The 22,871-nt window shown below is 55.9% G+C and carries 21 protein-coding genes, 1 other RNA gene and 1 riboswitch; of the genes, 1 reads left to right on the forward strand and 21 read right to left on the reverse strand.

From position 1 onward, the window contains the following. Window positions 1–26: 26 nt before the first annotated feature. Together ACRTGH_RS11760 and ACRTGH_RS11765 are read right to left on the reverse strand one after the other, a co-directional pair. On the reverse strand, window positions 27–836 hold the full coding sequence (locus ACRTGH_RS11760) for a glucosaminidase domain-containing protein (RefSeq protein ID WP_368845860.1): 810 nt from the start codon (window positions 834–836) through the stop codon (window positions 27–29). Between the two features lie 24 nt (window positions 837–860). Further along, complete coding sequence (locus tag ACRTGH_RS11765) at window positions 861–2,156, reverse strand: NCS2 family permease (protein WP_368845859.1); 1,296 nt, start codon at window positions 2,154–2,156, stop codon at window positions 861–863. 495 nt (window positions 2,157–2,651) lie between these two features. On the opposite strand from ACRTGH_RS11765, the gene ACRTGH_RS11770 reads away from it, so the two are divergent. Continuing rightward, window positions 2,652–3,356, forward strand: coding sequence for a TVP38/TMEM64 family protein (locus ACRTGH_RS11770; RefSeq protein ID WP_368845858.1), 705 nt, complete (start codon window positions 2,652–2,654; stop codon window positions 3,354–3,356). Between the two features lie 108 nt (window positions 3,357–3,464). Here the strand turns inward: ACRTGH_RS11770 and ssrA are convergent. The 19 genes from ssrA to ACRTGH_RS11865 all read right to left on the reverse strand — a co-directional run bounded on the left by ssrA (window position 3,465) and on the right by ACRTGH_RS11865 (window position 22,817). Then, window positions 3,465–3,817: a transfer-messenger RNA gene (ssrA, locus tag ACRTGH_RS11775) on the reverse strand. Window positions 3,818–3,892: 75 nt separating this feature from the next. Next, window positions 3,893–6,307, reverse strand: coding sequence for a replication restart helicase PriA (gene priA, locus ACRTGH_RS11780; RefSeq protein ID WP_368845857.1), 2,415 nt, complete (start codon window positions 6,305–6,307; stop codon window positions 3,893–3,895). A gap of 101 nt (window positions 6,308–6,408) precedes the next feature. Next, the gene (locus ACRTGH_RS11785) at window positions 6,409–6,999 is read right to left on the reverse strand and encodes a 3D domain-containing protein (RefSeq protein ID WP_438474895.1); all 591 of its coding nucleotides are present in this window, start codon (window positions 6,997–6,999) and stop codon (window positions 6,409–6,411) included. 103 nt (window positions 7,000–7,102) lie between these two features. Continuing rightward, entirely contained in the window at window positions 7,103–7,855 is a 753-nt protein-coding gene (gene trmD, locus ACRTGH_RS11790) for a tRNA (guanosine(37)-N1)-methyltransferase TrmD (protein ID WP_368845856.1), read from the reverse strand. Continuing rightward, a complete protein-coding gene (gene rimM / locus ACRTGH_RS11795; RefSeq protein ID WP_368845855.1) occupies window positions 7,845–8,375 on the reverse strand; it encodes a ribosome maturation factor RimM in 531 nt (176 codons plus the stop codon). The genes trmD and rimM overlap by 11 nt, the downstream gene beginning before the upstream one ends. Beyond that, window positions 8,347–8,754 carry a YlqD family protein gene (locus ACRTGH_RS11800; protein ID WP_368845854.1) on the reverse strand — a complete coding sequence of 136 codons (408 nt, stop codon included), beginning with the start codon at window positions 8,752–8,754 and terminating at the stop codon, window positions 8,347–8,349. The genes rimM and ACRTGH_RS11800 overlap by 29 nt, the downstream gene beginning before the upstream one ends. Before the next feature lie 114 nt (window positions 8,755–8,868). Continuing rightward, on the reverse strand, window positions 8,869–9,096 hold the full coding sequence (locus tag ACRTGH_RS11805) for a KH domain-containing protein (protein ID WP_368845853.1): 228 nt from the start codon (window positions 9,094–9,096) through the stop codon (window positions 8,869–8,871). Window positions 9,097–9,181: 85 nt separating this feature from the next. Then, entirely contained in the window at window positions 9,182–9,457 is a 276-nt protein-coding gene (rpsP, locus tag ACRTGH_RS11810; RefSeq protein ID WP_368845852.1) for a 30S ribosomal protein S16, read from the reverse strand. 60 nt (window positions 9,458–9,517) lie between these two features. After that, window positions 9,518–10,897: a signal recognition particle protein gene (gene ffh / locus ACRTGH_RS11815; RefSeq protein WP_368845851.1), complete on the reverse strand. Its 1,380-nt coding sequence runs from the start codon at window positions 10,895–10,897 to the stop codon at window positions 9,518–9,520. A 1-nt stretch (window position 10,898) separates the two neighbouring features. Further along, the gene (gene ylxM / locus ACRTGH_RS11820; RefSeq protein WP_368845850.1) at window positions 10,899–11,255 is read right to left on the reverse strand and encodes a YlxM family DNA-binding protein; all 357 of its coding nucleotides are present in this window, start codon (window positions 11,253–11,255) and stop codon (window positions 10,899–10,901) included. Between the two features lie 134 nt (window positions 11,256–11,389). Continuing rightward, window positions 11,390–12,289 (reverse strand): NAD-dependent epimerase/dehydratase family protein, encoded by a 900-nt coding sequence (locus tag ACRTGH_RS11825; protein WP_368845849.1) that lies wholly within the window; start codon window positions 12,287–12,289, stop codon window positions 11,390–11,392. Beyond that, a complete protein-coding gene (gene ftsY, locus ACRTGH_RS11830) occupies window positions 12,286–13,209 on the reverse strand; it encodes a signal recognition particle-docking protein FtsY (protein WP_368845848.1) in 924 nt (307 codons plus the stop codon). The genes ACRTGH_RS11825 and ftsY overlap by 4 nt, the downstream gene beginning before the upstream one ends. A 74-nt stretch (window positions 13,210–13,283) precedes the next feature. After that, a complete protein-coding gene (smc, locus tag ACRTGH_RS11835; RefSeq protein ID WP_368845847.1) occupies window positions 13,284–16,829 on the reverse strand; it encodes a chromosome segregation protein SMC in 3,546 nt (1,181 codons plus the stop codon). A gap of 87 nt (window positions 16,830–16,916) precedes the next feature. Further along, complete coding sequence (locus ACRTGH_RS11840; RefSeq protein ID WP_368845846.1) at window positions 16,917–17,822, reverse strand: LysR family transcriptional regulator; 906 nt, start codon at window positions 17,820–17,822, stop codon at window positions 16,917–16,919. A gap of 176 nt (window positions 17,823–17,998) precedes the next feature. Next, the gene (locus ACRTGH_RS11845) at window positions 17,999–18,781 is read right to left on the reverse strand and encodes an ABC transporter ATP-binding protein (RefSeq protein ID WP_368845845.1); all 783 of its coding nucleotides are present in this window, start codon (window positions 18,779–18,781) and stop codon (window positions 17,999–18,001) included. After that, on the reverse strand, window positions 18,781–19,794 hold the full coding sequence (locus ACRTGH_RS11850) for a FecCD family ABC transporter permease (RefSeq protein WP_368845844.1): 1,014 nt from the start codon (window positions 19,792–19,794) through the stop codon (window positions 18,781–18,783). Before ACRTGH_RS11850 ends, ACRTGH_RS11845 begins: the two co-directional genes overlap by 1 nt. Further along, entirely contained in the window at window positions 19,791–20,747 is a 957-nt protein-coding gene (locus ACRTGH_RS11855) for an ABC transporter substrate-binding protein (RefSeq protein WP_368845843.1), read from the reverse strand. The genes ACRTGH_RS11850 and ACRTGH_RS11855 overlap by 4 nt, the downstream gene beginning before the upstream one ends. A 15-nt stretch (window positions 20,748–20,762) precedes the next feature. Beyond that, window positions 20,763–21,464 (reverse strand): precorrin-2 C(20)-methyltransferase, encoded by a 702-nt coding sequence (gene cobI, locus ACRTGH_RS11860; RefSeq protein WP_368845842.1) that lies wholly within the window; start codon window positions 21,462–21,464, stop codon window positions 20,763–20,765. A gap of 180 nt (window positions 21,465–21,644) precedes the next feature. After that, a riboswitch (cobalamin riboswitch) is annotated at window positions 21,645–21,822 on the reverse strand. Window positions 21,823–22,109: 287 nt separating this feature from the next. After that, the gene (locus ACRTGH_RS11865; RefSeq protein ID WP_368845841.1) at window positions 22,110–22,817 is read right to left on the reverse strand and encodes a hypothetical protein; all 708 of its coding nucleotides are present in this window, start codon (window positions 22,815–22,817) and stop codon (window positions 22,110–22,112) included. Window positions 22,818–22,871 lie beyond the last annotated feature (54 nt).

Consider the following 22,871-nt stretch of genomic DNA (forward strand, 5'->3'; position numbering starts at 1 on the left):
TCTTGTTTTCAGTCAACGCGCTAGTCTTACTGGCGCAAAATGGCACGAAAGAGCTGCATGATGCTCTGCCCATACGTAGTCCCGGGCACAGCCCAGCGACCATTGAGATCTTCCCACGTGCCGAGCGTACGCGTTCCATACGTCGAACGCACGAGGTCATAGCGCGGGTCAACGACAGGCTCCGCCGGACGACGCGTCGAAGCATAGGCCAGCAAATGCTGGATATGCGCACGCACACCAAGCTGCGAGGAAGAGAAGTATGCTCCCTTGACCGTAGCACTCGTCGTCCCCAGACCGCAATAGTTGTTTTGATCCGGCGTCACTGTACCGCCATAGCGGAAAAAGCCGGTTTCCTTCAGCGCCTGTGCAAAAGCGACATCCGGGCGGATTCCCTCCCGTGCGCCCTCCTGATAATAGTACGAAACAAGCGCCTCAGGCGACACGGAAATATTCGGGTGCGGATTCTGGCTCAGAAGGTAATCCACGCACTGCTTCTCCGTTGCCATGGCGCCGCCCATAATAGCATTCGCGCCGCGCGGAGCCATCGGATATTTTGCCGGCACCTTGTTGACGGGCTGCTTCATCGGCAGCGGCGGATTGAGGATGCCCTGGATCCGGTCGGAGAGCGCCTGCTTCTCCTGCTTGTCCGCAGTCTTCTGCAGCGGCATCTCTTTCGTCTGTCCCTGCTCGATGCTTTGATGCATTTCCACTTTCGTTTCCACCTGCGGGTCATGTAAACGCTTGGCGCTCGCCGCGGATGGAAGCGAAAAAGCAAATGCTCCGAGAACAAGAGCCGTCAAAACCGCTTTGCCTTGAAGAGACTTGTTAAAAATCAATGGTGATTCCTCCTAGGAATAAAGTCAGAGCGTAACATACGCAAAATGCAGCACAAAAAATACAGCTAAAAGAAGCGTTGCCGGCGGAAGCTTCCTGCCCCGACCGGAAAAGGCCTCCAGAAAAACATAGGCGATGACGCCTGCACCCAATCCCGCTGTGACACTGAAGGAAAGGGGCGTCACGAGAAGCACGGCAAAGAAGGCGGCAACTTCCGACGGCTCATGCCAATGAAGCTGCACCCCCTGCAAAAGGGACACACCCGAAAAAATCAGCGCGGGTGCAATGACAGACGGAAAATCAAGCAAGGCGGCCGCGACAGGCTCCATGAAGACAAAAAGCAGGAGAAAAAGCGCCGTTACCATGGCGGCAGCACCTTTGCGCGCACCGACAGCAATACCTGCGGCCGATTCTTTTGCCAAAGCGAGCGGGCCCGTGCCCAGAAGCGCCGCCAGGGCGTTGCCCAAAGCGAGAACAAGAAACGGACGCTTCCCCGGCAGCTCGCACGACTTCTCTGCTCCGTGCCCGAAAGCCGCCAGCACACCGAAGGTTTCAAAAAAAAGCACGAGCCACAGCGCGAGTACCACACCAAGGAGCTGGTTCATGGCGGCAAAATCCAAGGAAAACACCGTCCTGTCAAGCCCTTCGGGCAGGATGAACGGAGCCTCGGGCAACACGAGGAAGCCTTCAGCGAGGGCTGCCGCTCCAGCCAGCGCCGCAGCCCAAAAAGCCGCTCCCTGTATCCCCATCGCCCAAAGGGCAAGAGCCACCGCAAGCCCCAGAAGAGCAAAGAATACCGCCGGCTCAGAGAAACTTCCGAGCATGGTGACCGTCGTCGGCGAGCCGACGACGAGCTTCCCCATCTGAAGCCCCCAAAAAACAACGAGAAGACCCAGCCCTCCCCGTGCAGCCTCCCGGATGCAGGGAGGAACCGCTGACAAAAAGAAACGGTGCAGAGGAGTAACCACGGACAGCAGAAGGAGCAGCGCAGCGCAGAAAGAAACAGCCATGACCGCCTGCCAAGGCACTCCCATGCGGTAGACAACGCCGTAAACAAGCCAGACATTGATACCGACCGCAGGCGCTGCAGCAATAGGCTGCCGCACTGCGAAAGCGAGAGCGAACGTCACCAAGGCGGCAGCAAAAACAGCCGCCGTATAGGCGCCAATCAGCGGAACACCGGTTCTAGCCCAAAGTTCCGGCACGACGAGAAGCGAAGCAAGAAGCGAAAGCGCCGTCAGCACACCGCCTTTGAATTCCCGTCCCCAAGGAATCCAGCCGCTGTTCCTCGTCAGCAAAGAAAAGATCTTTCGGACCGCCAAATCCCCCTTTCCAAGGATGCCGGGGAAACGGCCTCGTCCCCTAAAAAAACAATCCGCTCTTATTCTACCATGAACGCCCAAGAAGTCAAGACCGAAGGGCACAGACCGATGTGCTGCTTTCATGCAGGGGCGACGCTCAAAACGTCCATTTTCCAGAGGTTTCGGGCGTAATAAGACAGACTCCCCTTTCCATCATAATATGACTTTCTTCACATTTTCCCAAATCAAACGAAAAGCCATCCGCCTTGCCGAAGACGCCGAACCGGAGCACATCGGCGAGGCCTAAAAAATCGGCAAACCGCACGTACTATCCCTTTGGGCAAAAGAATGCTATAATGTTGCCATGATTTTCTGGAATCACCGATCTGCGGCATGACGCTTTGATGATGCCATCGCAGGAAACGTCACCGAAAGCAAAGCATGCCGTTTCGCTTGACGGTCGAATCCATGTCCTGAAAGCTGATCCGTGTTTCCCTTAGACAAGGAAGGTACTTCATGCGCAAAAATCCCATGAACATCGTCAAACTCATCGCCTTGCTGCTCTCCTGTATTTTGCTCTATATCATCCACCTCGCCAATCCCACGTTTTTCCCAACGCTCTGGCAGGTACTGAAGAGCGGCGACCTCATGGGCACAGCCGATTACATCCGCTCCTTCGGCTCCTGGGCAATGTTCTTCAGCTTCTGGCTCGTGCTCTTTGTCAATGCCTTGGGCTTTCCCCCTGCCATCATTTTTTCGACAGCCAACACCCTGATTTTCGGCATTGTGCCCGGCATCGTCCTCTCCGTCATCGCCGAGACCGTCGGTGTCACCGTGAGCTTCCTGCTCATGCGCTTCCTCTTTCGCTCCTCTGCCGAGCGTCTCATCGCAAAGCATCCGCGTCTCGGAAAAATTGACTCCTACAGCGGCGAGAACGGTTTTACTGTCATGCTGATCGCACGCATGGTGCCCTATCTGCCCTCGGCCCTCCTGAACGCCATCGGCGCCTTGAGCGCTATAAGCCTGCGCGATTACGTCATCGCCTCCTTCATCGGCAAATTCCCCTCGACTGCCATCGAGGCCATCATAGGACACGATACCGTCCTGAAGAACCCGGATCCCACACGCCTTGTCCTCGTCTGCATTGCCGCCGTCATCCTTGTCGTCGGCGCATGGTATTACGAAAAGGCACAGAAGAAAAAAGCAAGCCGGCTGCACTAAAAATCCAACTCGCTGCCAGAGACATCGCAACATAGGAAAAGAGGAAGCCGCGGGCCTTGCCCGCGGCTTCCTCTTTTCCTATGTCAGCGGCTGCTGCCGCTTCCTTCCTGGTGGAGACGAGGAGAATCGAACTCCTGTCCGAAAGCATTGTTTCATCGGCTTCTCCGAGCGCAGTCTGTGCTTTGCTTTAAGAATCAGGACGCCCACAGACAGGCTTCCGTCATCCGATTCCGCAAAATTTTCCCCTTCGAGCCTGCGAAAACCGGCTCCCGGGTATCCCGCATTTGTCCTCTTATCCGCTCAGGCGGGAACCAAGCGGCAAGAGGCTGGCCTTAAGCGGCCAGAGCGTATTCTTCGTTTGCTTTTATGTTTAAATAAAAGTTTCACCTTACTAACGGGATGATGACCCCCCGGCTCGCTGCCCATGCACCATCTACCCCCGTCGAAACCTTTACGTCCCCGTTGGCCTGTACATGAAGCAAATCTTGCTTGGATGTATATTATACGCCTTCCCCGAAAGATTTGCAAGAAAAATCCTACATCGTCATGATCGGGTCGATATCGACGAGCACATCGTTTCTTACGGCAAGGCCTTCCCCGCGCAGAAAGTCGCAGGTTTTGGCGAGATCGGCCGTCTTGATGAGAAGCACGAAGCGATAGATATTGCGGAATTTTGCGATCAGGGCAGGAGCAGGGCCGATGATCTGCTGCCCTTCCATGCCAGCGAAAGCAGAGAGGAAGCGTTCCTGGATGCGGCATGCCTCATGACGCGCCGCTTCTTCCGCCTCATGCTGTACGATCAGTTTGACGAGGCGGCTGAACGGCGGATAGAAAAGTGTTTCACGAAGGGGAAGTTCCTGCCGGTAAAAGGCCTCATAATCCTGCTGCAAAGCCGCAGCGACGGCATAATGCTCGGGGGTGTAGCCCTGCACGACCACCTGTCCCGGCACATCGCCGCGTCCGGCTCGGCCGGCTGTCTGCGTGATGAGCATAAAGCAGCGCTCCGCCGCACGAAAATCGGGCATGTTGAGGCTCGAGTCAGCACTCAATATGCCGACAGCCGTGACATTGGGAATATCATGCCCCTTCGCTACCATCTGTGTGCCGAGCAGGATATCGTACTTTTTTTCGCGAAATGCCGCAAGGATCTCCTGATGCGCGAGCTTTCGGCTCGTCGTATCCCTGTCCATCCGCACGACACGCGCCTCAGGCACGAGAGCGCGAAGTTCCGCCTCAAGTTTTTCCGTGCCGGAGCCAAAGTATTTGATATAGGGGCTACCACACTCGGGGCATAGGAGCGGCACCGCCTGTTCTATATCGCAATGGTGGCAAAGAAGCCTGCCGCTTCTATGATAGACGAGCGGCAGAGAACACTCGGGGCATTTGACGACCGCGCCGCAGGATCGGCACATAACGAAGGTCGAGAAGCCGCGGCGGTTCAGCATGAGGATCAACTGCTCCTTCTTCTCCATCGTATCCTCGATGAGCCGGCGCAGGCGGCGCGATATGATATGGCGGTTTCCCTGATGCAGCTCCTCGCGCATATCGACAGCCTCGACATGCGGCAAGGGTTTCCGGCCGATGCGCTCCGGCATCAGCAGATGCGTAAGTTCGCCCCGCCTGGCACGGTACGATGTCTCGAGCGAGGGCGTGGCGCTGCCCAGGAGAAGCACGGCTCGGTGGAGACGCGCCATCTCTTCCGCGATAGGGCGCGCGTGGTAGCGCGGCGCTTCATCCTGCTTGTACGACATGTCCTGCTCCTCGTCCAGGATGATGAGCCCGATATCCGCTGCCGGCGTAAAAAGAGCCGAACGTGCGCCGATGACGATGCCCGCCTCACCGCGCCGGACGCGCAGAATGGCATCGTTGCGTTCAGCAAGAGAAAGCTGGCTGTGCATGACGATGATATCCTCAGCAAAGTATCCTTTGAAGGCAAGAACGATCTGGCTTGTCAGGGCGATTTCGGGCACGAGCACGATGACCTTGCGCCCCGCCTGCCGCACGAGCGCGGCAGCCTCGATATAGACCTGCGTCTTGCCGCTGCCTGTCACCCCCTGCAAAAGAAAGGCATGATTCTCCCCTCGTTCAATATAGGGGCGAACAGCGTCAAGCGCCGCCTGCTGCTGTTCGCTCAGGCATACGGGCTCCATGCTGCCTGCCAGGTCCCGATAGCTGTCGCGCAGCAAGCGGCGTCTCTCGATGCGGACCGCCCCCGTCTTCACCGCCGCCTGGATGACAGCGGCACTGATTCCGGCCGTGCGCAGCGCAGCGGAAGACTGCCCGTCTTTCGCCGCCAAAAGCTCCAAAAGCCGTCTCTGTGCCGGACGCCTTGCATAGCGCGCCAACATCGTCTCATCGAGCGGCGCGTTCAGAAAGACGTAGTTTTCATAGCGCGCCTTATCTCGTTTCTGCGCCTGATATGATTTCCGCACCAATTTCTGCTGCACGAGACGGGAGAGCAGAGGAGCGAGTCTTTCGCCCAGCTTCGGCAAGGCTTTCCTAACAGCAGAGACATTCAGGGAACCTCGATCGAGCAGACTTTGATAAAGAAGCTTCTCCTCTTCCGTGAGATGCAGCAGGTCCGCCCCCTCCACCGCCTCATACTCGACCGCGATCTTCAAACCGCTCTTGCCCGGCATGAAGAGCCGCATGGCTCCGGCAAGCGGGCATAAATAAAAATCGGCCATCCAGCGCGCTGTCTCGATCATTTCAGGAAGGAACCACGCTTCCTCGTCAACAGCAGAGATGATGTCCTTCAGCTTGTAATCGCTCGGAGCAGCTTCCATGTGCGCAGCGACAGAAAGCACAAAACCCTCGACACGCCTCCCTCCGAAGGGCACGAGGACGCGCCATCCCTGCGCCAGGAAAGCCAGCGTTTCCGGCACACGGTAGGTATAGGCCTGCGCTATGCTTTTCACAGGGACATTGACAAAAACTTCTGCCGTAAGCAAGATGTTCACGCTCCAAAATATAACGCAAAAGAGAAAAGCTTCCGGCACGCAACAGGCGCACCGAAAGCCCATCCCCTGCACCATCCCGGACGGCGCAGACCTCAATCCAAAATAAAGATCTCGATATTCTTGCGGCCGAACATGATAGCCTCTTCCGACGTATCAAAAGCAAGATCGATCTTGTTGCCGCGGATAGCGGAACCGACATCCTCCGCGATCGCTTCGCCATAGCCGGGGATGAACACACGCGTTCCCAGCGGAATGACGGCGGGATCGACAGCAATCACGCCTTTCCTGACCAAAGTCCCGCTCGCTGTGTGATTGGACAAACCCGGATCAAAGCGGCTGTAAGCCGTGGCAGACACCATGAGGGAACGTCCTCCGCCCCTGCTCGGAGCAACCTCGGGTACCGGCGGTTCCTCCCCGCCCGAAAGCGCCATATACGTCATACGGCCGCATATGCCATCCACCTCAAGGTTGTTTTCCTGCTGGAACTTCGTAATGGCAGCCGTTGTTTTCGCACCGCAAATGCCGTCTGCTTCGTTATCCGCCAAGTAGCCGCGTGCAATCAGGAGCTTTTGCACCGCACGCACACTGTCGCCCCTCATGCCTTCCTTGACGAGGAAACCATGGGCCAATGCCGTTGCACCGGTCACCATGAGACCGAGGAAAAGAACGAACGAAAAAATCATAGCTTTTCTCAATAGACGCCACCTCACAGAAAAAGCAAAAATTTTCCACAGGGACTATTATATCAAAAAGCATGAATTACGTCAAAACATTCTTTAACGCCGTCTAATGCGTTTCCCATCCGTCTTCCGCTTCAAGCTCCGCTAAGAACCGCCTGTCCTCCGCGGTCAGCCCTGCCCGCTGCAAAAGCTCCGGACGATTCTTCCGCGTGAGGCGCAGCGATTCCTTGCGCCGCCAGGCACGGATCTTCGCATGGTCGCCCGACAATAGGACTTCCGGCGTCGTCATGCCTTCATATTCGCGCGGACGCGTATACTGAGGAAACCCCAGCAAACCTTCATAGAAGGAATCCGTCGGCGCGGACTCCTCTGAGCCGAGCACACCCGGCAGCATGCGGGCAACGGCATCGACGACGATCATCGCAGGCAGTTCTCCCCCCGTCAGGACAAAATCGCCTACGGAAATCGTCTCGTCAACAAGATGTTCGCGAATGCGCGCATCAAAGCCCTCGTAATGCCCGCATAGAACGATAAGCTGTTCCTCCGCTGCCAGCTCCTTCGCCATATCCTGCGTAAAGGTCCTGCCGCTCGGACACATGAGGAGGATGCGGCGCCTGGCGCAGGCACTGCCCGCAAGGATCGAGCGCACGGCACGGAACATCGGTTCAGGCTTCAGAACCATGCCGCTGCCGCCGCCAAAGGGAGAATCATCCACCTGCCTGTGCTTGTCAAAGGCAAAATCGCGCAGCTGCGTGAACCGGATGTCGAGAAGCCCTTTCTCCTGCGCCCGCTTGATGATGCTCGCGCCAAAGACCCCTTCAAACATCGCAGGGAAAAGGGTGACGATATCAATGCGCATAATCGTCCAGCTCTTCCTGCAGGTCGACGCGCAGAAAGCCTTCCTTCACATTGATTTCGCGCACGACTTTCTTGAGCGCCGGAATCAAAAGCTCTCCGCCCGCTTGCCGACGTGTCACATAAACATCGTTGCTGCCCGTCTTGAGGACGTTTGTAACCTCGCCGAGCGTTTTCCCTTCCAGATCGAGCACCTGCAGGCCGATAATGTCGAACGTATAAAACTCGCCTTCCGAAAGCGGCGCCGCATCCTCCCGCTCAACGCGCAGGAGCTCACCCGTGAGTTTCGCCGCCTCTTCACGGGAGGCGCATCCGACGAGGGAAAGAAGCACAAATTGACGATGATAATGCACATGTGCGACCTGAAAAAGCTTTTCTCCAATAAAGACTTCCTTGAGGCTCTCAAAGCGTTCGGGAAAATCCGTCAGAGGAATCACGCGCAATTCGCCCCTGAGACCATGCGGCGCTCCTGCCTTGCCGATTACAACGCGCCCGTCAGCCACGGATTGCGACAACCTTGTCATCCTCGACAAGAACCTCGACGTTCATAAGCTCACGCATATTCGTGCCAACCTTGAGTTCAGCCAAACGCTCGAGCGTTCCTTGGACGATTTCCGCACCGATTGCAAGCTTCTTCGTTTCCGCGAGCTTTGCTTCCGCCTGCTCCTTGTAGTCAAGGCGTTTCTGCCTCTCGACTGCAAACTGCTGACGCACGACCTGTGCCTGCCCGATATTCTGCTGCGCGGTTTCCGTGACGATGCGCTTTTCTTCGATGCCCATCTGCTGCAGCTCAAGCTCTACCTTCTTCAGCCCTTCCTCGAGTTCGCCGATGATGCGCGCCTTAAGCTTTTCCGTCAATTTCGCCTTTACCGTGCACGGCACTTTCACCTGAATGCTGTCCATAATCTCTCCCCTTTTCCGCCTGCCCATGAAAGAAATAGCGGCAATTATCCCGCGAGGGACGTTGCCGCATTCCCAGGCATACTTCCCGACGGCCTGCTGCCGTCCGGCTGTTTCCTAGTTGATATCTACCTTGACTTTCTTGTTTTCACGGATACCGGCTGCCTTGGCGACCGTGCGGATGGCCTTCGCAATCCGCCCCTGCTTGCCAATGACTTTGCCCATATCATCCGAAGCAACATGAAGCTCGATAAAGGTCATGCGGTCTTCCTGTCGTTCCTTGACAGTGACGTCTTCGGGATGATCCACCAGCGCCTTGGCGATAATCTCAACGACTTCCTTCATGCTGATTCCTCTTTTCCGGAGCGAAGCCACGGGAATCGGCCACAATGTGCCGACGCCCTTTTGCCTCGCCAATCAGACTGTCCGTTCAGTTCTTCGAACGCTTTGCCTCATCGAACTTCGCCATGATTCCCTTCTTGCGGAAAAGCGAGCGAACCGTATCCGTCGGCTGTGCGCCCTTGCTCATCCAATCGATGGCCTTCTCCTCATCGACATTGATGACGGCCGGTTCCTTCGTGGAATCGTAGTTGCCAAGGATCTCGATGAAGCGACCGTCGCGCGGCGAGCGGGAATCCGCCACAACAATGCGGTAGAACGGTTTCTTCTTCGCACCCATGCGGGTCAAACGAATCTTTACTGCCATGTTTTCACCTCCTTAAAAGGATATTGCCGTACAAAACGGGAAAGACATCCTCCCGACAAATTACGGCATAAACGGGAGCTTGAGCCCCCCGAGGCCGCCAAGTCCGGGAAAGCCCTTGCCCTTCTTGCCGCCCTGCATTTTCTGCACTTTCTTCATCATCTTCCTCATCTCGGCAAACTGCTTCAGCAGCTTGTTCACATCCTGCACGCGCGTGCCGCTGCCCATAGCAATGCGTTTGCGGCGGCTGCCGTTGATGATGGAGGTATCGGCGCGTTCCTTGGGCGTCATCGACTTGATGATCGCTTCGATCCGGCGCACCTCCTTGCCGTTGAGGTCGATATCCTGCCCCTGCAGCTGCTTCTTGAGCCCGCCCATGCCCGGAATCATGCCGAGAATCTGCTCGAAGGAGCCGAGCTTGCGCACCTTCTGCATCTGGGCAAGAAAATCATCCAGCGTGAAATCCGCCTTGCGCAGCTTTTTTTCCATCTTTTTCGCTTCTGCGGCATCAAACGTGGACTGCGCTTTCTCTATCAGGGAAAGCACATCGCCCATGCCGAGAATACGCGAAGCCATGCGGTCGGGATGGAACGGTTCGAGCGCCTCGAGCTTCTCGCCCATGCCGACAAATTTGATCGGGCAGCCGGTCACAGCCTTGACCGAAAGAGCCGCACCACCGCGTGCATCGCCGTCAAGCTTTGTGAGAACGACGCCGTCCAAGCCAAGACCGGCATTGAAGCTTTCCGCCACGTTCACGGCGTCCTGTCCCGTCATCGCGTCGACGACGAGCAGGATCTCATGCGGCTTTACTCCGGTCTTGATATCCTTGAGCTCCTGCATCAGATTCTCGTCGATATGCAGACGTCCCGCCGTATCGATGATAACGACATCGTTCACATGGGAACGCGCATAGTCGATGGAATCCTTGGCAATCGTCACGGCATCCGTGCCCTGCGGCATGGAAAAAACGGGAATGCCGAGCTGTTCGCCCAAAACCTCGAGCTGCTTGACAGCAGCCGGACGATAGATGTCCGCCGCAACGAGAAGCGGCTTCTTGCCCTGCTTCTTCAGTGAAAGGCCGAGCTTGCCCGCCGAGGTCGTCTTGCCCGCGCCCTGCAGTCCGACCATCATGACGACAGTCGGCGGCAGGGAGGAAATATTGAGGCGGCTCTGCGTGCCGCCCATGAGTTCCGTCAGTTCCTCATCGACAATCTTGACGACGACCTGTGCGGGGGTCAGCGTCTCGAGCACATCCTGCCCGATGGCGCGTTCCTTGACCTTTTGGACAAAATTCTTCACGACCTTGAAATTGACGTCCGCCTCGAGAAGCGCCATGCGCACCTCGCGCATCGCCTCGTTGACGTCATCCTCCGTCAGTTTGCCATGGCCGCGAAGTTTCTTGAACGTCTCCTGCAGGCGGTCAGCCAGACTTTCAAATATCATGCTATACCTCCCGTCGCGTCCCGAGAAGCGCCGCTATGCGCTGCAAAACAGCATCGACGGCTTCTCCGTTCGTTTCCGTGCGTAAATTCCCGATTGCCGCCCCTATGGCGGCGAGTTCCTCGTGCTCCTCTCTAAGACGCTTTAAGAGACCGAGCTTCTGTTCATACGTCTCAAGAGCCTGCTCCGAGCGATGAATAATATCGTACACGGCTTGCCTAGAGACCCCGACCGCCTCGCCGATCTCCGAGAGGGAAAAATCGTCGAAGAGATGAAGCTCCAGGCAGCGCCGCTGCTTTTCCGTCAGCAGCATACCGTACATGTCAAACATATCCGCCAGATGAAAGAGCCTTTCCAGCATCCTTTTCACCCGCTTTCGCGCGAGAAGCCCTATGCAGCATAGGACAACTTCTTGTTCGGGCGCCTCGGGCAACCCGACTTTGTTATTATACGCAAAGCGAAAGGGACTGTCAAGTTTTTTCCTTGGCAGGCATCTCAAAATTCATATCCCTTGCGTATGCCGTCCTCAAAGGCTGTCTGCGGATGCCAGCCCGTATCCTCCTGCAGCTTCTTAACGCTCGGCGCAATGCCGTAGACGGCCTCTCCCCTTTCACCGTAATGGATGACGCCGTCCGAAGCGACGATGCGCCGTGCCTCCTCCGTGAATTCGCGCAGCGGACGGCAACGGCCGTCGGCAATATTATACACCTCGCCGACCCTGCCCTTTTCCGCCAGCGCGATCAGAGCAGCGGCGCAATCCTCAGCGTAGAGGAAATCCCAAGTCTGCCTTGCCGCCGTCATGGAAAATTCCCGCCCATCGGAAAGCGCGGCCACAAGCTCACGCAGAAGATGCCCCTCATTCTCATACTTGCCGTAAATGCTGAAGATGCGCCCCCAGAGCCATTCGACTCCCAGCTGCGCGGCAAGGCGCTGCGTCAGGTAACAGGCGGCGACTTTCGCCGCGCCATAAGCATTAACGGGATGCAATGCCGTTTCTTCTGTAATAGTTCCCTCCGTCGGACCGTATTCCGCTTGGGAACCCACGGCAAGAAAGCGGCGGCACGAGAGCGCCTTTGCTGCCCGAAGAGCTGTCAGCACAGCTTCCATATTCGTATGATGCAGCGCAAAGTCGTCGCGCGAGCCGGCCTGCCACGCGAGATGAAAAAACACCTCGGCTGTTTCTCCCACGATTTCCGCCATTCGTCCGTATTCCGCCTGGGAGATTTCGTACAGGCGCAGATTCTCATGCTTTGACAGCCGTTCATTATGCTTCGAGCCCGGACGAACGACGGCATGAACAAGATAATCCTCCTGCAGCAGCTTCTGCACCAGATGATAGCCGATAAATCCTGCCGCTCCCGTCACTACAGCGCTCTTCGCCGCGCCGCGCCTCATTCGTCCCCCAGCCCGAAAAGGGCGCGTGCGAAATCCTTGGCGACGAAAGGACGCAGATCGTCGACGCCCTCGCCGACGCCGATCCACTTGACGGGCATGGCAAGCTCCGATTTAAGGCCGATGATGACGCCGCCCTTCGCCGTGCCGTCGAGCTTCGTCAGCACGATTCCCGTAATCGGCGCGGCTTTCGTGAAGAGGTCTGCCTGGCTGATGGCATTCTGCCCCGTCGTCGCATCGAGTACGAGCAAAGTCTCATGCGGCGCCTCGGGAACCTCACGCTGAATGACGCGATTGATTTTCTTGAGCTCCTCCATGAGGTTCGATTTCGTCTGCAGACGACCTGCCGTATCAATAATGAGCATATCTATGCTGCGCGCACGCGCCGCCTTGACAGCGTCAAAGGCGACAGCGGCAGGGTCGGAGCCTTCCTCATGGCGAATGACGGACGCCCCCGTACGCTGCCCCCAAATCTCCAGCTGGTCGATGGCCGCGGCGCGGAACGTATCGGCAGCTGCAAGCATGACGGACTTGCCTTGCTCCTTGTAGTAAGCTGCAAGCTTGCCGATGGTCGTCGTCTTGCCGACGCCGTTCACGCCGATGACGAGGAGAACCGTCGGCCCTGCAGCCGCCAGACGCGTCTCATCCGAACCCGTCAGAAGTATCTCGGAAATCCTTTCGGCGAGAAACGGCTTGAGATCTTCCGGCGTATTGATTTCCTTCTTCTTTATGCCCTTCCTCACATCGGCCATGAGCCTCTCCGTCGTCTTGACGCCGACATCGGACATGATCAGCGTTTCCTCCAGCTCATCGAGCAGCGCATCGTCAATATCGGCGTAGCCGATGATCAGCTTTTCTATCTTGTTGGTAAAGGTCTCGCGCGTCTTAGCCAGACCTTTTTTCAATCGGTCAAAAAACCCCATATTCTTCCTCCTTAGCTTGCGCCATCATGAACCATATCCTTTTCCTATGCGCTGTCTCTCGATGCAGCGTCATTTCACATCGCCGCATCGAGGCGCACAGAAAGCACGCGCGACACGCCCGCATCCTCAATCGTAATGCCGTACATGAAATCTGCAGCTTCCATCGTCCCCTTGCGGTGTGTGACGACAATGAACTGCGTATTCTGTGAGAATTCGCCGAGAAATTTGCCAAAGCGCGAGACATTTGCCTCGTCAAGCGGCGCGTCGATTTCGTCGAGTACGGAAAAAGGCGCGGGACGGTAACGCAAAAAGGAAAAGAGCAGGGCGATAACGGTCAGGGCGCGTTCCCCTCCCGAAAGAACGGAAAGGTTCTGCCTTTTCTTCGCGGGAAGCTGCACCTCAATTTCCACGCCCGCATGAAGCACATCCTTCTCGTCCGTCAAAAAAAGCTCCGCCTTGCCGCCGCCGAAGAGCCGCACGAAGATATCGGCAAAGTAACCGCGAATTTCCTCAAACGCTTCCTTGAACTGGCGCGTCATCGTCACATCCATCTCATGAATCATCGTCATGAGGTTCTCACGCGCCGCCTCAAGGTCGCCTGCCTGTTTCCCCATGAAAGCATGACGCTCCATGAGTTCTTCGTGCTCACGAACGGCGTTGGGATTGACGGGGCCGAGTTCCTCTAGACTGCGGGAAATCTCCTGCATCTTCTTTTTCAGCTCGGCGGAGGAAAGATCCAAAGCCTCGGCAGCAGCCGTTTCCGCCGTATGTCCGTACTGCTCGAGCAAGTCGTTTTGCGCCTGCTCGAGCTTTACTCCCACCTCGGCGGCCGCAAGCTCCATCTGATGCAGCTTGTTTTTCAGTGTGCTGAGGTCATGCGCCGCCTCTCGCGCCGCTTTGTCGGTTTCTTGGCTTGCAGCGTGACGTTCCAGCTTCTCTTGGTAAAGCTTGTCGTAAACCGCCTTGCCTTCATCATGCTTTTCTTGCCATGCGGCAGCTTCAGAAGCAAGCTCTCGGCGTTCCTCACCTCCCTTTTCCATTTGCTCGTCCAAGGCTGCCTTCTCGGCAAGTGAAGCGTCCGCCTGCACCCTGGCGCGTTCCTCTTCCTTCTTCTTCAGCAAAGCCTGTTCAAGCGCACGAATTTTTTCCTGCTCGATCACTGTACGCCTGAGCTCCGTTTCGTTGATATATTTGCTGAGATCATCGGCATCCTGCTCGAAATCATCGAGCGTATCCTCACTGTCGGCAGCTTGCTTCTCAACCGCCTCGTAAGCACGGCGGGCTGCCGCCGCCCGGCGCACGGCCTCGTTCTTTTTCGCCTGTGCCTCGGCAAACGTCTGCCGCGCCTCCTCAGCAAGCTTTGCCAGCCCTTCCCGCGCCTCTTCTTTTTCCTTCATCTGCGCGCCCATGCGCTCATCTTTGGCGCGCAGCTCCGCCGCCAGGATTTCCTTTTCCTGCAAATCATGCAGGAGCTTCGTCAAGGATTCCTCGGCAACAGCCGCCGCTTTTTCAACGGCAGCACGTTTTTCTGCTAGGACGGCGATTCTTTCGGCTCCTTCCCGCGTGCGGTTTTCCAGCCGTTCGATCTCCCCGCTGCGGTTCAGGAAGCTCGTTTCCTGCCCCTGCGCCCCACCGCCGGAGAGTGAACCGCCGGGATTCAGGAGTTCCCCTTCCAATGTCACAATGCGCAGCCGCCACCCCATCTTCTTCTCGATGGCAAGCGCGTTGTCGATCGTATCGACAACGAGCGTACGCGCGAGCAGGAAGTCCACCGCCTTGCGAAACTTCCCATCTGCACCGACAAGCTCGTTGGCAAAACCGACGGCGCCTTTCTCTTCCTTTGCCTTCACGTCGCCCGGGCGGCGGGGAACAATCGTCGAAAGCGGCAAAAACGTCACGCGGCCGAGTTTCTGCCGTTTCAAAAAGGCAATCGCGGCTTTCGCCGTATCCGTGTCCTCTGTCACGATGTTCTGCAGACCGCTGCCCAGGGCAACCTCGACGGCGCGGACGTATTCGCCCGGCACGGAAACAAGCTCGGCCACCGCCCCCGCGACGCCGCGGCGCCACGGCTCTTTCGCCTGCAGCACAGCTTTCGGAGCGCGTCCGAATCCCTCGTAGGAAGCCTGCATATTGCGCAGAAATTTCAGCTTGTTCTCGTCGGCGCGCATTTCCTCCCTTGCGCGGTTTTCAGCAGCACGAAGCTCTCTCAGTTCCTTTGCGTTTCCGTCTTTTTCTTGCCTCCTCGCCGCACATTCTTCCTCAAGCGACTGCTGTTCCTCTTCCGTCACGCGCCTTTTTTCCGCCAGCGCCTCTGCCTCTGCCTTCAAAGCAGCCAAGGACGCCGCAGCCTTTTCCAGCTCCTCGCCGCGTTCCGCGCCGCTTGCCGAATACGTCTCCATCTCATGTTCCAGAAGAAGAAGATCGTTTTCCCGCGCGAGCAGATCTTTCTGCGCCGCTGCCTTCCGCTCCGTGATTTCGCGGTGCATTTCCTTCGCCCGGCGCAGCTTTTCGCCCAGTTCCTTGAGCTTGGCGCGGTCCTTCTCGATTCCCTCTCCCATCGCCCGGAACTTTTCCGCCAGCTCTTTTTCCGCAGCCAAAAGACGCGCCGCCTCTCCAGCCGCCTCATCGGCCGCCTTCTCAAAGTCCGCGCGCTGTTTTTCAAGGCGCTCCTTCACTGAATCATGCTGGCGCGCCCTCTCTTCAAGTATGGCGATCTCACTGTGCGCCTGCTCGATCTTTGTGCGCATCCCATTGTTTTTTTCGCCCTGCGCCTGCAGCTTTTCTTCCAGTAAAAGAATGTCCTTGCCTATTTCTTCCTTCTTCGCCTCGGCCATCTGCACGCGCGCCTCGGCGGCAATCTCCTCGGCCCTAGCGGCCTCGATCCTTGTCGCTCCCTCTTCCTGCTCCTTTTTCAGCTGCGCCTCGCGCTGGAAAAGCTCCGTCAAAGCGCAGCGCTTATATACCGCTTGCAGCTCATCATAGCGGCGCGTCCTCGACGCGCTTTCGGCAAGCGGAGTGAGCTGCGTTTCGATTTCCTTCATGATATCGCTGATGCGCACGAGATTGCCCTGCATATCCTCAAGCTTTCGCATGGATTCGCGCTTGCGGTTGCGATACTTCGTTATGCCCGCCGTCTCCTCAAAATAAAGACGGCGCTCCTCAGGCTTGCTGTTCAGGATCTCATCGATGCGGTTCTGCCCGATGACGCTCATGCCGTCGCGCCCCAGTCCTGTATCGGCAAAAAGATTGCTGATATCCTTGAGCCGGCAGCGCGACTTGTTGATGAAAAACTCACTCTCCCCCGACCGGAAAAGGCGGCGCGTCACAACGACCTCCCGATAATCCACAGGCATATCACCCTCGTTCTCAAAGAAGAGCGAGGCCTCCGCGACGCCTAAGGCTCGACGCGTCGCACTTCCCGTAAAGATGATGTCTTCCGCCTTTGCACCGCGCAGGGCGCGCACATTTTGTTCGCCCAGCACCCAGCGAATGGCATCCGTGACATTGCTCTTGCCGCTGCCATTCGGTCCGACAATGGCGGTGATGCCCGGATGGAATTCGATTTCAATCTTATCGGCAAACGATTTGAAGCCACAGGCTTCGAGGCGTTTCAACTGCAAATTTTTTTCACCAACCTAATAAAATTCTGCGGGCCCCTATGTCCCGAAGAAAACATGCGCAGGGAGCCCACCATTCTTTACATCGCCTTATTGGCTGAAACGCTCCCTGAACTCCTCCAATGCCGTATATTCCTCCATGAAAGAAACGACCTTGCGCCCCGTTTCGCTCAGACGCTTCTGCGGGTTCCAAAAGAGGTTTGCCTGCACGCCGAGCTGGGGCACCAAGGGGCGGCGCTCGAAAATAGTCTCGCCGCGCGTTACGAACCCCGGCAGGATAGATATGCCCAGACTGTTCGCGACAAGCTGCTTGATCGTCTTGAGCTGCGACGTGCAAAGCAGGATCTCCGGCGCGAAGCCGTTCTCCACACACATGCGGTAAACCGTGTCGTACTGATACGTATTCGGCTGCTGCATGATGAATTTCTCGCGCCTGAGATCGGCAAAGGCAACATGCTCACGCATCGTCAGGGGATGGGAAAACGGCAGGCAGAGCTGCATCGTGTCCCGCAAAACAGCAAGCTCGTTGCGCCGTGCCTTGGCGACAGGCGCAAGCACGACACCGAAATCGAGCAGCCCTTCCTCCACCTTGCTGCGCACTTCGACAGAATCGACATATTCACAAACTTCGAGGTTGATATCCGGATGCGCCACAGTAAATTTTGTAAAAAAGTCGGGAAAAAGATAAGCTTCAAGCATTGGCGGCAAACCGAAGTGAACCGTCTTCTTCGCATCGGGACGAAAACGCAGCATATCCTGTTCCGCTCGCTCCACCGCTTGCATGATTCCCTCCGCATGGAGAAGAAACGCCCGTCCCTCGAGCGTCAGGGACACACGTTTCTGTCTGCGGTCGACAAGCGTCAGACCGATTTCAGACTCAAGCGATTTGATCGCCTTCGTGACAGAAGGCTGAGAAACGTGCAAGGCCTCCGCCGTGCGTGTAAAATTCTCCAAATGGGCAAGTGTGCAAAAATATTCTAATTGTCGTATCTCCAAACTATCCCCTCCTCCAGTTCTCCTCAGGTATTATACCATAACTAACGGGAATAGAACAGAGCATTTCCTTCCAATCGCAAAAAAAGACTGCCTTTCATAAAAAGGCAATCCCCTGCCCCAAGCCGCGGCAACCGCTTCAAACAGCCCGGGAAGCCGCGTCCGGCGACGCTGCGGCTTCAGCGCACGAGCGAAACAGGCGAAAGCACCTGCGCCCCTTGACTGTTTGTAAAAATATCGGCGCGCACGCCAAAGACCTCCGCCAACATCGCCACGGTCAGCACCTCCTGCGGCACGCCCTTGCTGAAAACATGCCGATCCTTGATCACAGCAATCTCATCGGCATACTGGAGCGCATGGTTGATATCGTGCAGCACCATGACAACGGTCATCGCATGATTTTGGTTGAGCCGCCGGATGATTTCCATGACTTCGAGCTGATGCGCAATATCGAGGTATGTCGTCGGCTCATCGAGCAGCAAAAATTCCGGCTGGCGTGCAAGCGCCATGGCAATCCAGGCACGCTGCCGCTCGCCGCCGGAAAGCGACATGACCTGGCGGGTACGCATCTCCTCCAGGCGCGTCTCAGCCAGTGCCCAGGATACCGCTTCGCGGTCTTCCTTCGAGCGCCCCATACTCCTCCAGCTGCGGTAAGGGTAACGGCCATAATCCACAAGCGCCTCAACCGTGAGGTCATGCGGTGCAGCAAGCCCCTGCGGCAAAATGGCGAGTTTTTTGGCGAGCGCCTTGCGGCCTATTTTACGGATATCCTTGCCGTCCAGAGATACGTCCCCCTCGTAGGCAGGATTGAGTGCGGCGAGCACGCGCAGCAGCGTCGATTTTCCCGCCCCGTTCGGGCCGATGATGGCCGTACGCCTCCCTGCCGGAAAATCAACAGAAAGATCCCGAAGAATTTCCTTGCCTGAAAGGGTCACGGAAAGATGGCGGACACAAAGGGACATCAAAGCTCCCTCCTCAAGAGAAACAGGAAAAAGGGCGCACCGAGCACCGCCATGAGGATGCCGACCGGCAGTTCCACAGGCGCAAAGGCCGTGCGCGCAAACGTGTCGCTCAAGGTCACGACAGCCGCGCCCAGCAGCGCCGCCGCCGGCAGCAGGAAGCGGTAATCCGAGCCGATCAAAAGTCGCGCTGCATGGGGCACGATGAGGCCGACGAAACCCAGAAGCCCGACGACAGAAACAGCGCTCGCCGCCAGCAAGGCCGCAACAGCTGTAAGCAAGAGACGCGCAATCTCGACGCGCAGTCCAAGACTGCGCGCGATTTCATCGCCAAGAAGCAGAATATTGAGCTGACGCGAAAAAGCAAAAGCCAACACCAGGCCCACGACAGTATAAGGCCAGATCATCTCTACCTGCGGCCAGCTCCGCGCGGAAAGACCGCCGACCATCCAGAGCAAAGCGCCGTGCACACGATCGCTGTAAAAAATCATCAAGGCTGAAATCCCGGCGCCAAGAAAAGCCGAAACGGCGACACCCGCAAGAATGATGCGGATGGGACGGATCCCATTCTTCCAAGCGAGAAGGTAGATGGCAACAGCAGCCGCCATAGCCCCGAGAAAGGCCACCGGCGTCACGACGGCTTCGTGACCCGGAAAAGCGAGCAAGACGAAGATTCCCGCCAGCCCCGCCCCCGATGATATGCCGATAATATGCGGGTCGGCAAGCGGATTCTTCATGATGCCCTGCAAAATGGCTCCCGAAAGCGCGAGATGAACGCCGACGAGAGCGGCTACGATGGTGCGCGGCAAACGTATATTCATGAGGATCTGGGCGTGCACGCCATCTGCCGAGGCGGTGAGCGCCTGCCAAATCTCCCCTGCCGGAATCTCAACGGATCCCTTCATGATGCTCAAAAGCGCACCAACACATGCCAAAGCGGCGAATATCACCAAAATGGATATCCGCCGCCCGAACGCGCCAACATTCTTCTTTCCGCGCCCCGTGATAAGGCTCATTTGAAAACCTCGGGATAAACAAGCTTCGCCATCGTCTCAAAGGCCTCGGGATACCGCAGACCGGGGCTCAGCAAAAAGAGATCCTGCGGCAAATAATAAACTTGTCCCTTCTGGATGGCAGGAATACTTTGCCAAGCAGGACTTGCGGCGATCGTCGCCTCCATGTTCTGCTTGATCTCCTCAAGCTTGCCCATGCTCGTAACGAAGATGATCTCGGGATTCTGCTCGACGAGCGTTTCCATGCTGTAGGGCGCCGCATCCGGATTCTTTTCCATCGGCGTCATCCCCGAGGCCACATTGTCCCAACCAAGCATTTTCGCTATGGAGCCGGCAATGCTGCCATCGAGCTGTACGCTGAGCCCCTGCGCCGTGCTGTGCAGGATGGCGATGCGCTTCTTGTCCTTCGGCAGACGTGCGACAACATCCTGAACTTTCGTCTCCATCTCCTTCAGCAAGGCATCGCCTTTCTCCTTCTCACCCGTGACCTGGGCAAAGACCGAAACCTCACGCTTCACATCGTCATAGCTCTTCATGTCGAGGACAAGAGCCGGAATGTTGTTTTCCTCGAGCGTCGGCACAAGCTTTTCATTCATGCCTTTATTGACGATGACAAGATCCGGTTTGCACGCAAGCACCTTTTCCATATCGATCTGGTAGACCGCACCGACACTGGCCTTGTCCTTTGCGTAGTCGGGCATCTGCGTTTTCGAATCGGGACGCCCGACGACATCACCGCCCACAGCGTGCAGCGGCTCAAGGAACGAGGCCGACAGCACGACGATTCGCTCCGGCTTTGTCGGCAGCGTGACATCGCGCCCCATATCATCCTTGATCACGGCAAATGCCTTTTCTCCTGAAGCCTCCCCCGCTTCCTTGCCGCCGCAGCCGGAAAAAAGAGCGGCAGCCAGCAAGAAGAAGGACAGCACAGCTGTCATGCGAAAAACACGGTTCATTTTGCACCCTCCTCGTCAGGCGTCACGGCGCGTAAGGATCGTCGAGAGATAATTGACCTTCTTCTCCTTCTGCGCTTCTATATCATCAATGCGCTCCTCGTCCGGCAAACCGCAGCGGCTCACCATCACAGCCTTCTTCGCAAGGTTGTTCTCACTGAGCATATCGGCGATTGCGGGGAAATTCTTGTAAACCTTCATCAGGACGGCATTGTCTGTCACGGGCAGGATTTTCGCAATCTTCTCCGGCGAAGCCGTCGCCGGAATAATGGAAACAATATCATTCCCCTCGACAATCGGATAGCCGAGCTGACTGCCGATGGCGCAAAATGCCGGAATTCCGGGAATCGTCTGGATTTCCACATCCTCATGCTCAAGCAGGCGGTAGACATAGATATAGGTACTGTAGAACATCGGGTCGCCGAGCGTCAGGAACGCGACATTCTTGCCCTCTTCCAAGAGCGCCAGAATCTCCGCCTTGTTCTCCTCCCAAGCATCTGTCGACTCCGCAAAGTTCGCCACCATAGGAAACACCTGGTAGACGATCTCGATATCCTTCTTCAAATATGGCTGTGCAATCGAAAGCGCCACGCTGCCGTCCTTCTTCTCCGTCTTCGGTGCAATCAGCACATCGGCCTTCTCCATGGCACGAATTGCCTTTACTGTCAAAAGCTCCGGGTCGCCGGGACCCACACCGATACCGAAAAATATTCCTTTCATGTCTTCCTCCCATATCTCTCCAAAAGTCTCTGCCACACTCGCCGCCCGGGGACAGTATCTGCATTTGCAAAAATAAGAAGCTGCCTTCATCCCATCGCGAAAAGAATGAAGATGCAGCCCCATGACAGCAAAAAAAGAATCCCCTTCCCATCGCTCGCGGGTCTTGGGGGGATCCCCCCAACGGTGATTGTCAAACAGGCAGTTCTCCTGGCTAGGGTTTCCTCGCGCTTCCCAAACCTTCCCAGCCTCATGGCCAGTGGCATCTCTTGGGAGCGCTCCACCCGACAGTGGCGGGACCGCGCCGGTTCAACCGGCTTCTCTATTGAGCCTCATAGGCACCTGTTCCACTAGCCATTATTATACAAATCGCGGAAAAAGTCAAGGAAACAGCGCATATACGCGTTATGGGCCGTCGTTTAAAGAGAAAGAAATGTCCTTTCCTGCAACTCAGGAGCCTTGGACGAAAAAGCCATGCTCTGCCGCCATAAGGCTTGCTGTGCCTCCTGCACGAATCGTGCTGTCCACGTATTCCTTGCTTCTGCTTTCCGTCGGCGGTAAGGCATCCTTTTCCAAACAACAAGATCTATCCTTGCAAGCCGACAATATCATCATATATTGAATGCTTCTGGCATGAAAGGTTGTCTTTTATTTTTTATGAAGCCCACAAACCAAATCTCGAAATAACATTAGAGGGAAAGATTGGTCTAATGTTATTTTCTCCAGAGATTTATCTTCATCTAAGGTGGTTTTTAGTATTTGCTTTATAGTATATTTTAATGATTTGAGCCATTTTCCGAAATGATCGTTTTCTTGTGATCCATCCCATATCCTACAGTATTTTCCCCAATCAAATAGTATACAGATTTCTAGATCGCTCCATCTTTTTTGTTGTTTACTTTTATGAAAAACAACGCCTTTCTCAATATGTAATTGAATATCCTGCAATATGCGAATAATATTTACAAAATGACGGTTTTGGGAATCAATCCAAAGTGTCCTTCCATATAAAGAAGGCATCGCCGTCAGCAGATGTTTTTTTCTTGCATCATCTTTTTCTGAGATATACTGTTTGTCATGTTTCTTATCCCAATATGTATGGCGAATAAAAATATTCTGTTGACGGGATATTTTTCTATCTTTTGCATAAATCATGAAAGAGGAAATCATTTTATTAGGAATAAATTCTCGTAGTCTAAAAATTTGTTCGTAAGGTTCGTTTTGGTCGTCATAAATAAAACCGGGTTCTTCCGTATAATATGTGGCGATACTTTCATATCTTAATAAGAGTAAAGGAATTACAGGTTTGCACTCTGTAATAATTTGTTTACAATTTCCGGTTTCTATTGGATGCAACTATAACACACTCCCTAACAAACAGCTATGTTATTCTCTGGGTTCTACATCTGC

This window comes from Selenomonas oralis (assembly GCF_051603425.1).
GTDB classification, from domain to species: Bacteria; Bacillota; Negativicutes; order Selenomonadales; family Selenomonadaceae; genus Selenomonas; species Selenomonas sputigena_A.

Coding starts and splice junctions, on each gene's coding strand:
- ACRTGH_RS11850 (WP_368845844.1), bottom strand. CDS start 19,794: ATGAGCCTTATCACGGGGCGCGGAAAGAAGAATGTTGGCGCGTTCGGG.
- rpsP (WP_368845852.1), bottom strand. CDS start 9,457: ATGGCAGTAAAGATTCGTTTGACCCGCATGGGTGCGAAGAAGAAACCG.
- ACRTGH_RS11845 (WP_368845845.1), bottom strand. CDS start 18,781: ATGTCCCTTTGTGTCCGCCATCTTTCCGTGACCCTTTCAGGCAAGGAA.
- rimM (WP_368845855.1), bottom strand. CDS start 8,375: ATGACAAGGTTGTCGCAATCCGTGGCTGACGGGCGCGTTGTAATCGGC.
- ACRTGH_RS11800 (WP_368845854.1), bottom strand. CDS start 8,754: ATGGACAGCATTCAGGTGAAAGTGCCGTGCACGGTAAAGGCGAAATTG.
- ACRTGH_RS11825 (WP_368845849.1), bottom strand. CDS start 12,289: ATGAGGCGCGGCGCGGCGAAGAGCGCTGTAGTGACGGGAGCGGCAGGA.
- ACRTGH_RS11770 (WP_368845858.1), top strand. CDS start 2,652: ATGCGCAAAAATCCCATGAACATCGTCAAACTCATCGCCTTGCTGCTC.
- ffh (WP_368845851.1), bottom strand. CDS start 10,897: ATGATATTTGAAAGTCTGGCTGACCGCCTGCAGGAGACGTTCAAGAAA.
- ACRTGH_RS11805 (WP_368845853.1), bottom strand. CDS start 9,096: ATGAAGGAAGTCGTTGAGATTATCGCCAAGGCGCTGGTGGATCATCCC.
- ACRTGH_RS11785 (WP_438474895.1), bottom strand. CDS start 6,999: ATGATTTTTTCGTTCGTTCTTTTCCTCGGTCTCATGGTGACCGGTGCA.
- trmD (WP_368845856.1), bottom strand. CDS start 7,855: ATGCGCATTGATATCGTCACCCTTTTCCCTGCGATGTTTGAAGGGGTC.
- ACRTGH_RS11855 (WP_368845843.1), bottom strand. CDS start 20,747: ATGAACCGTGTTTTTCGCATGACAGCTGTGCTGTCCTTCTTCTTGCTG.
- cobI (WP_368845842.1), bottom strand. CDS start 21,464: ATGAAAGGAATATTTTTCGGTATCGGTGTGGGTCCCGGCGACCCGGAG.
- ftsY (WP_368845848.1), bottom strand. CDS start 13,209: ATGGGGTTTTTTGACCGATTGAAAAAAGGTCTGGCTAAGACGCGCGAG.
- ylxM (WP_368845850.1), bottom strand. CDS start 11,255: ATGCTGGAAAGGCTCTTTCATCTGGCGGATATGTTTGACATGTACGGT.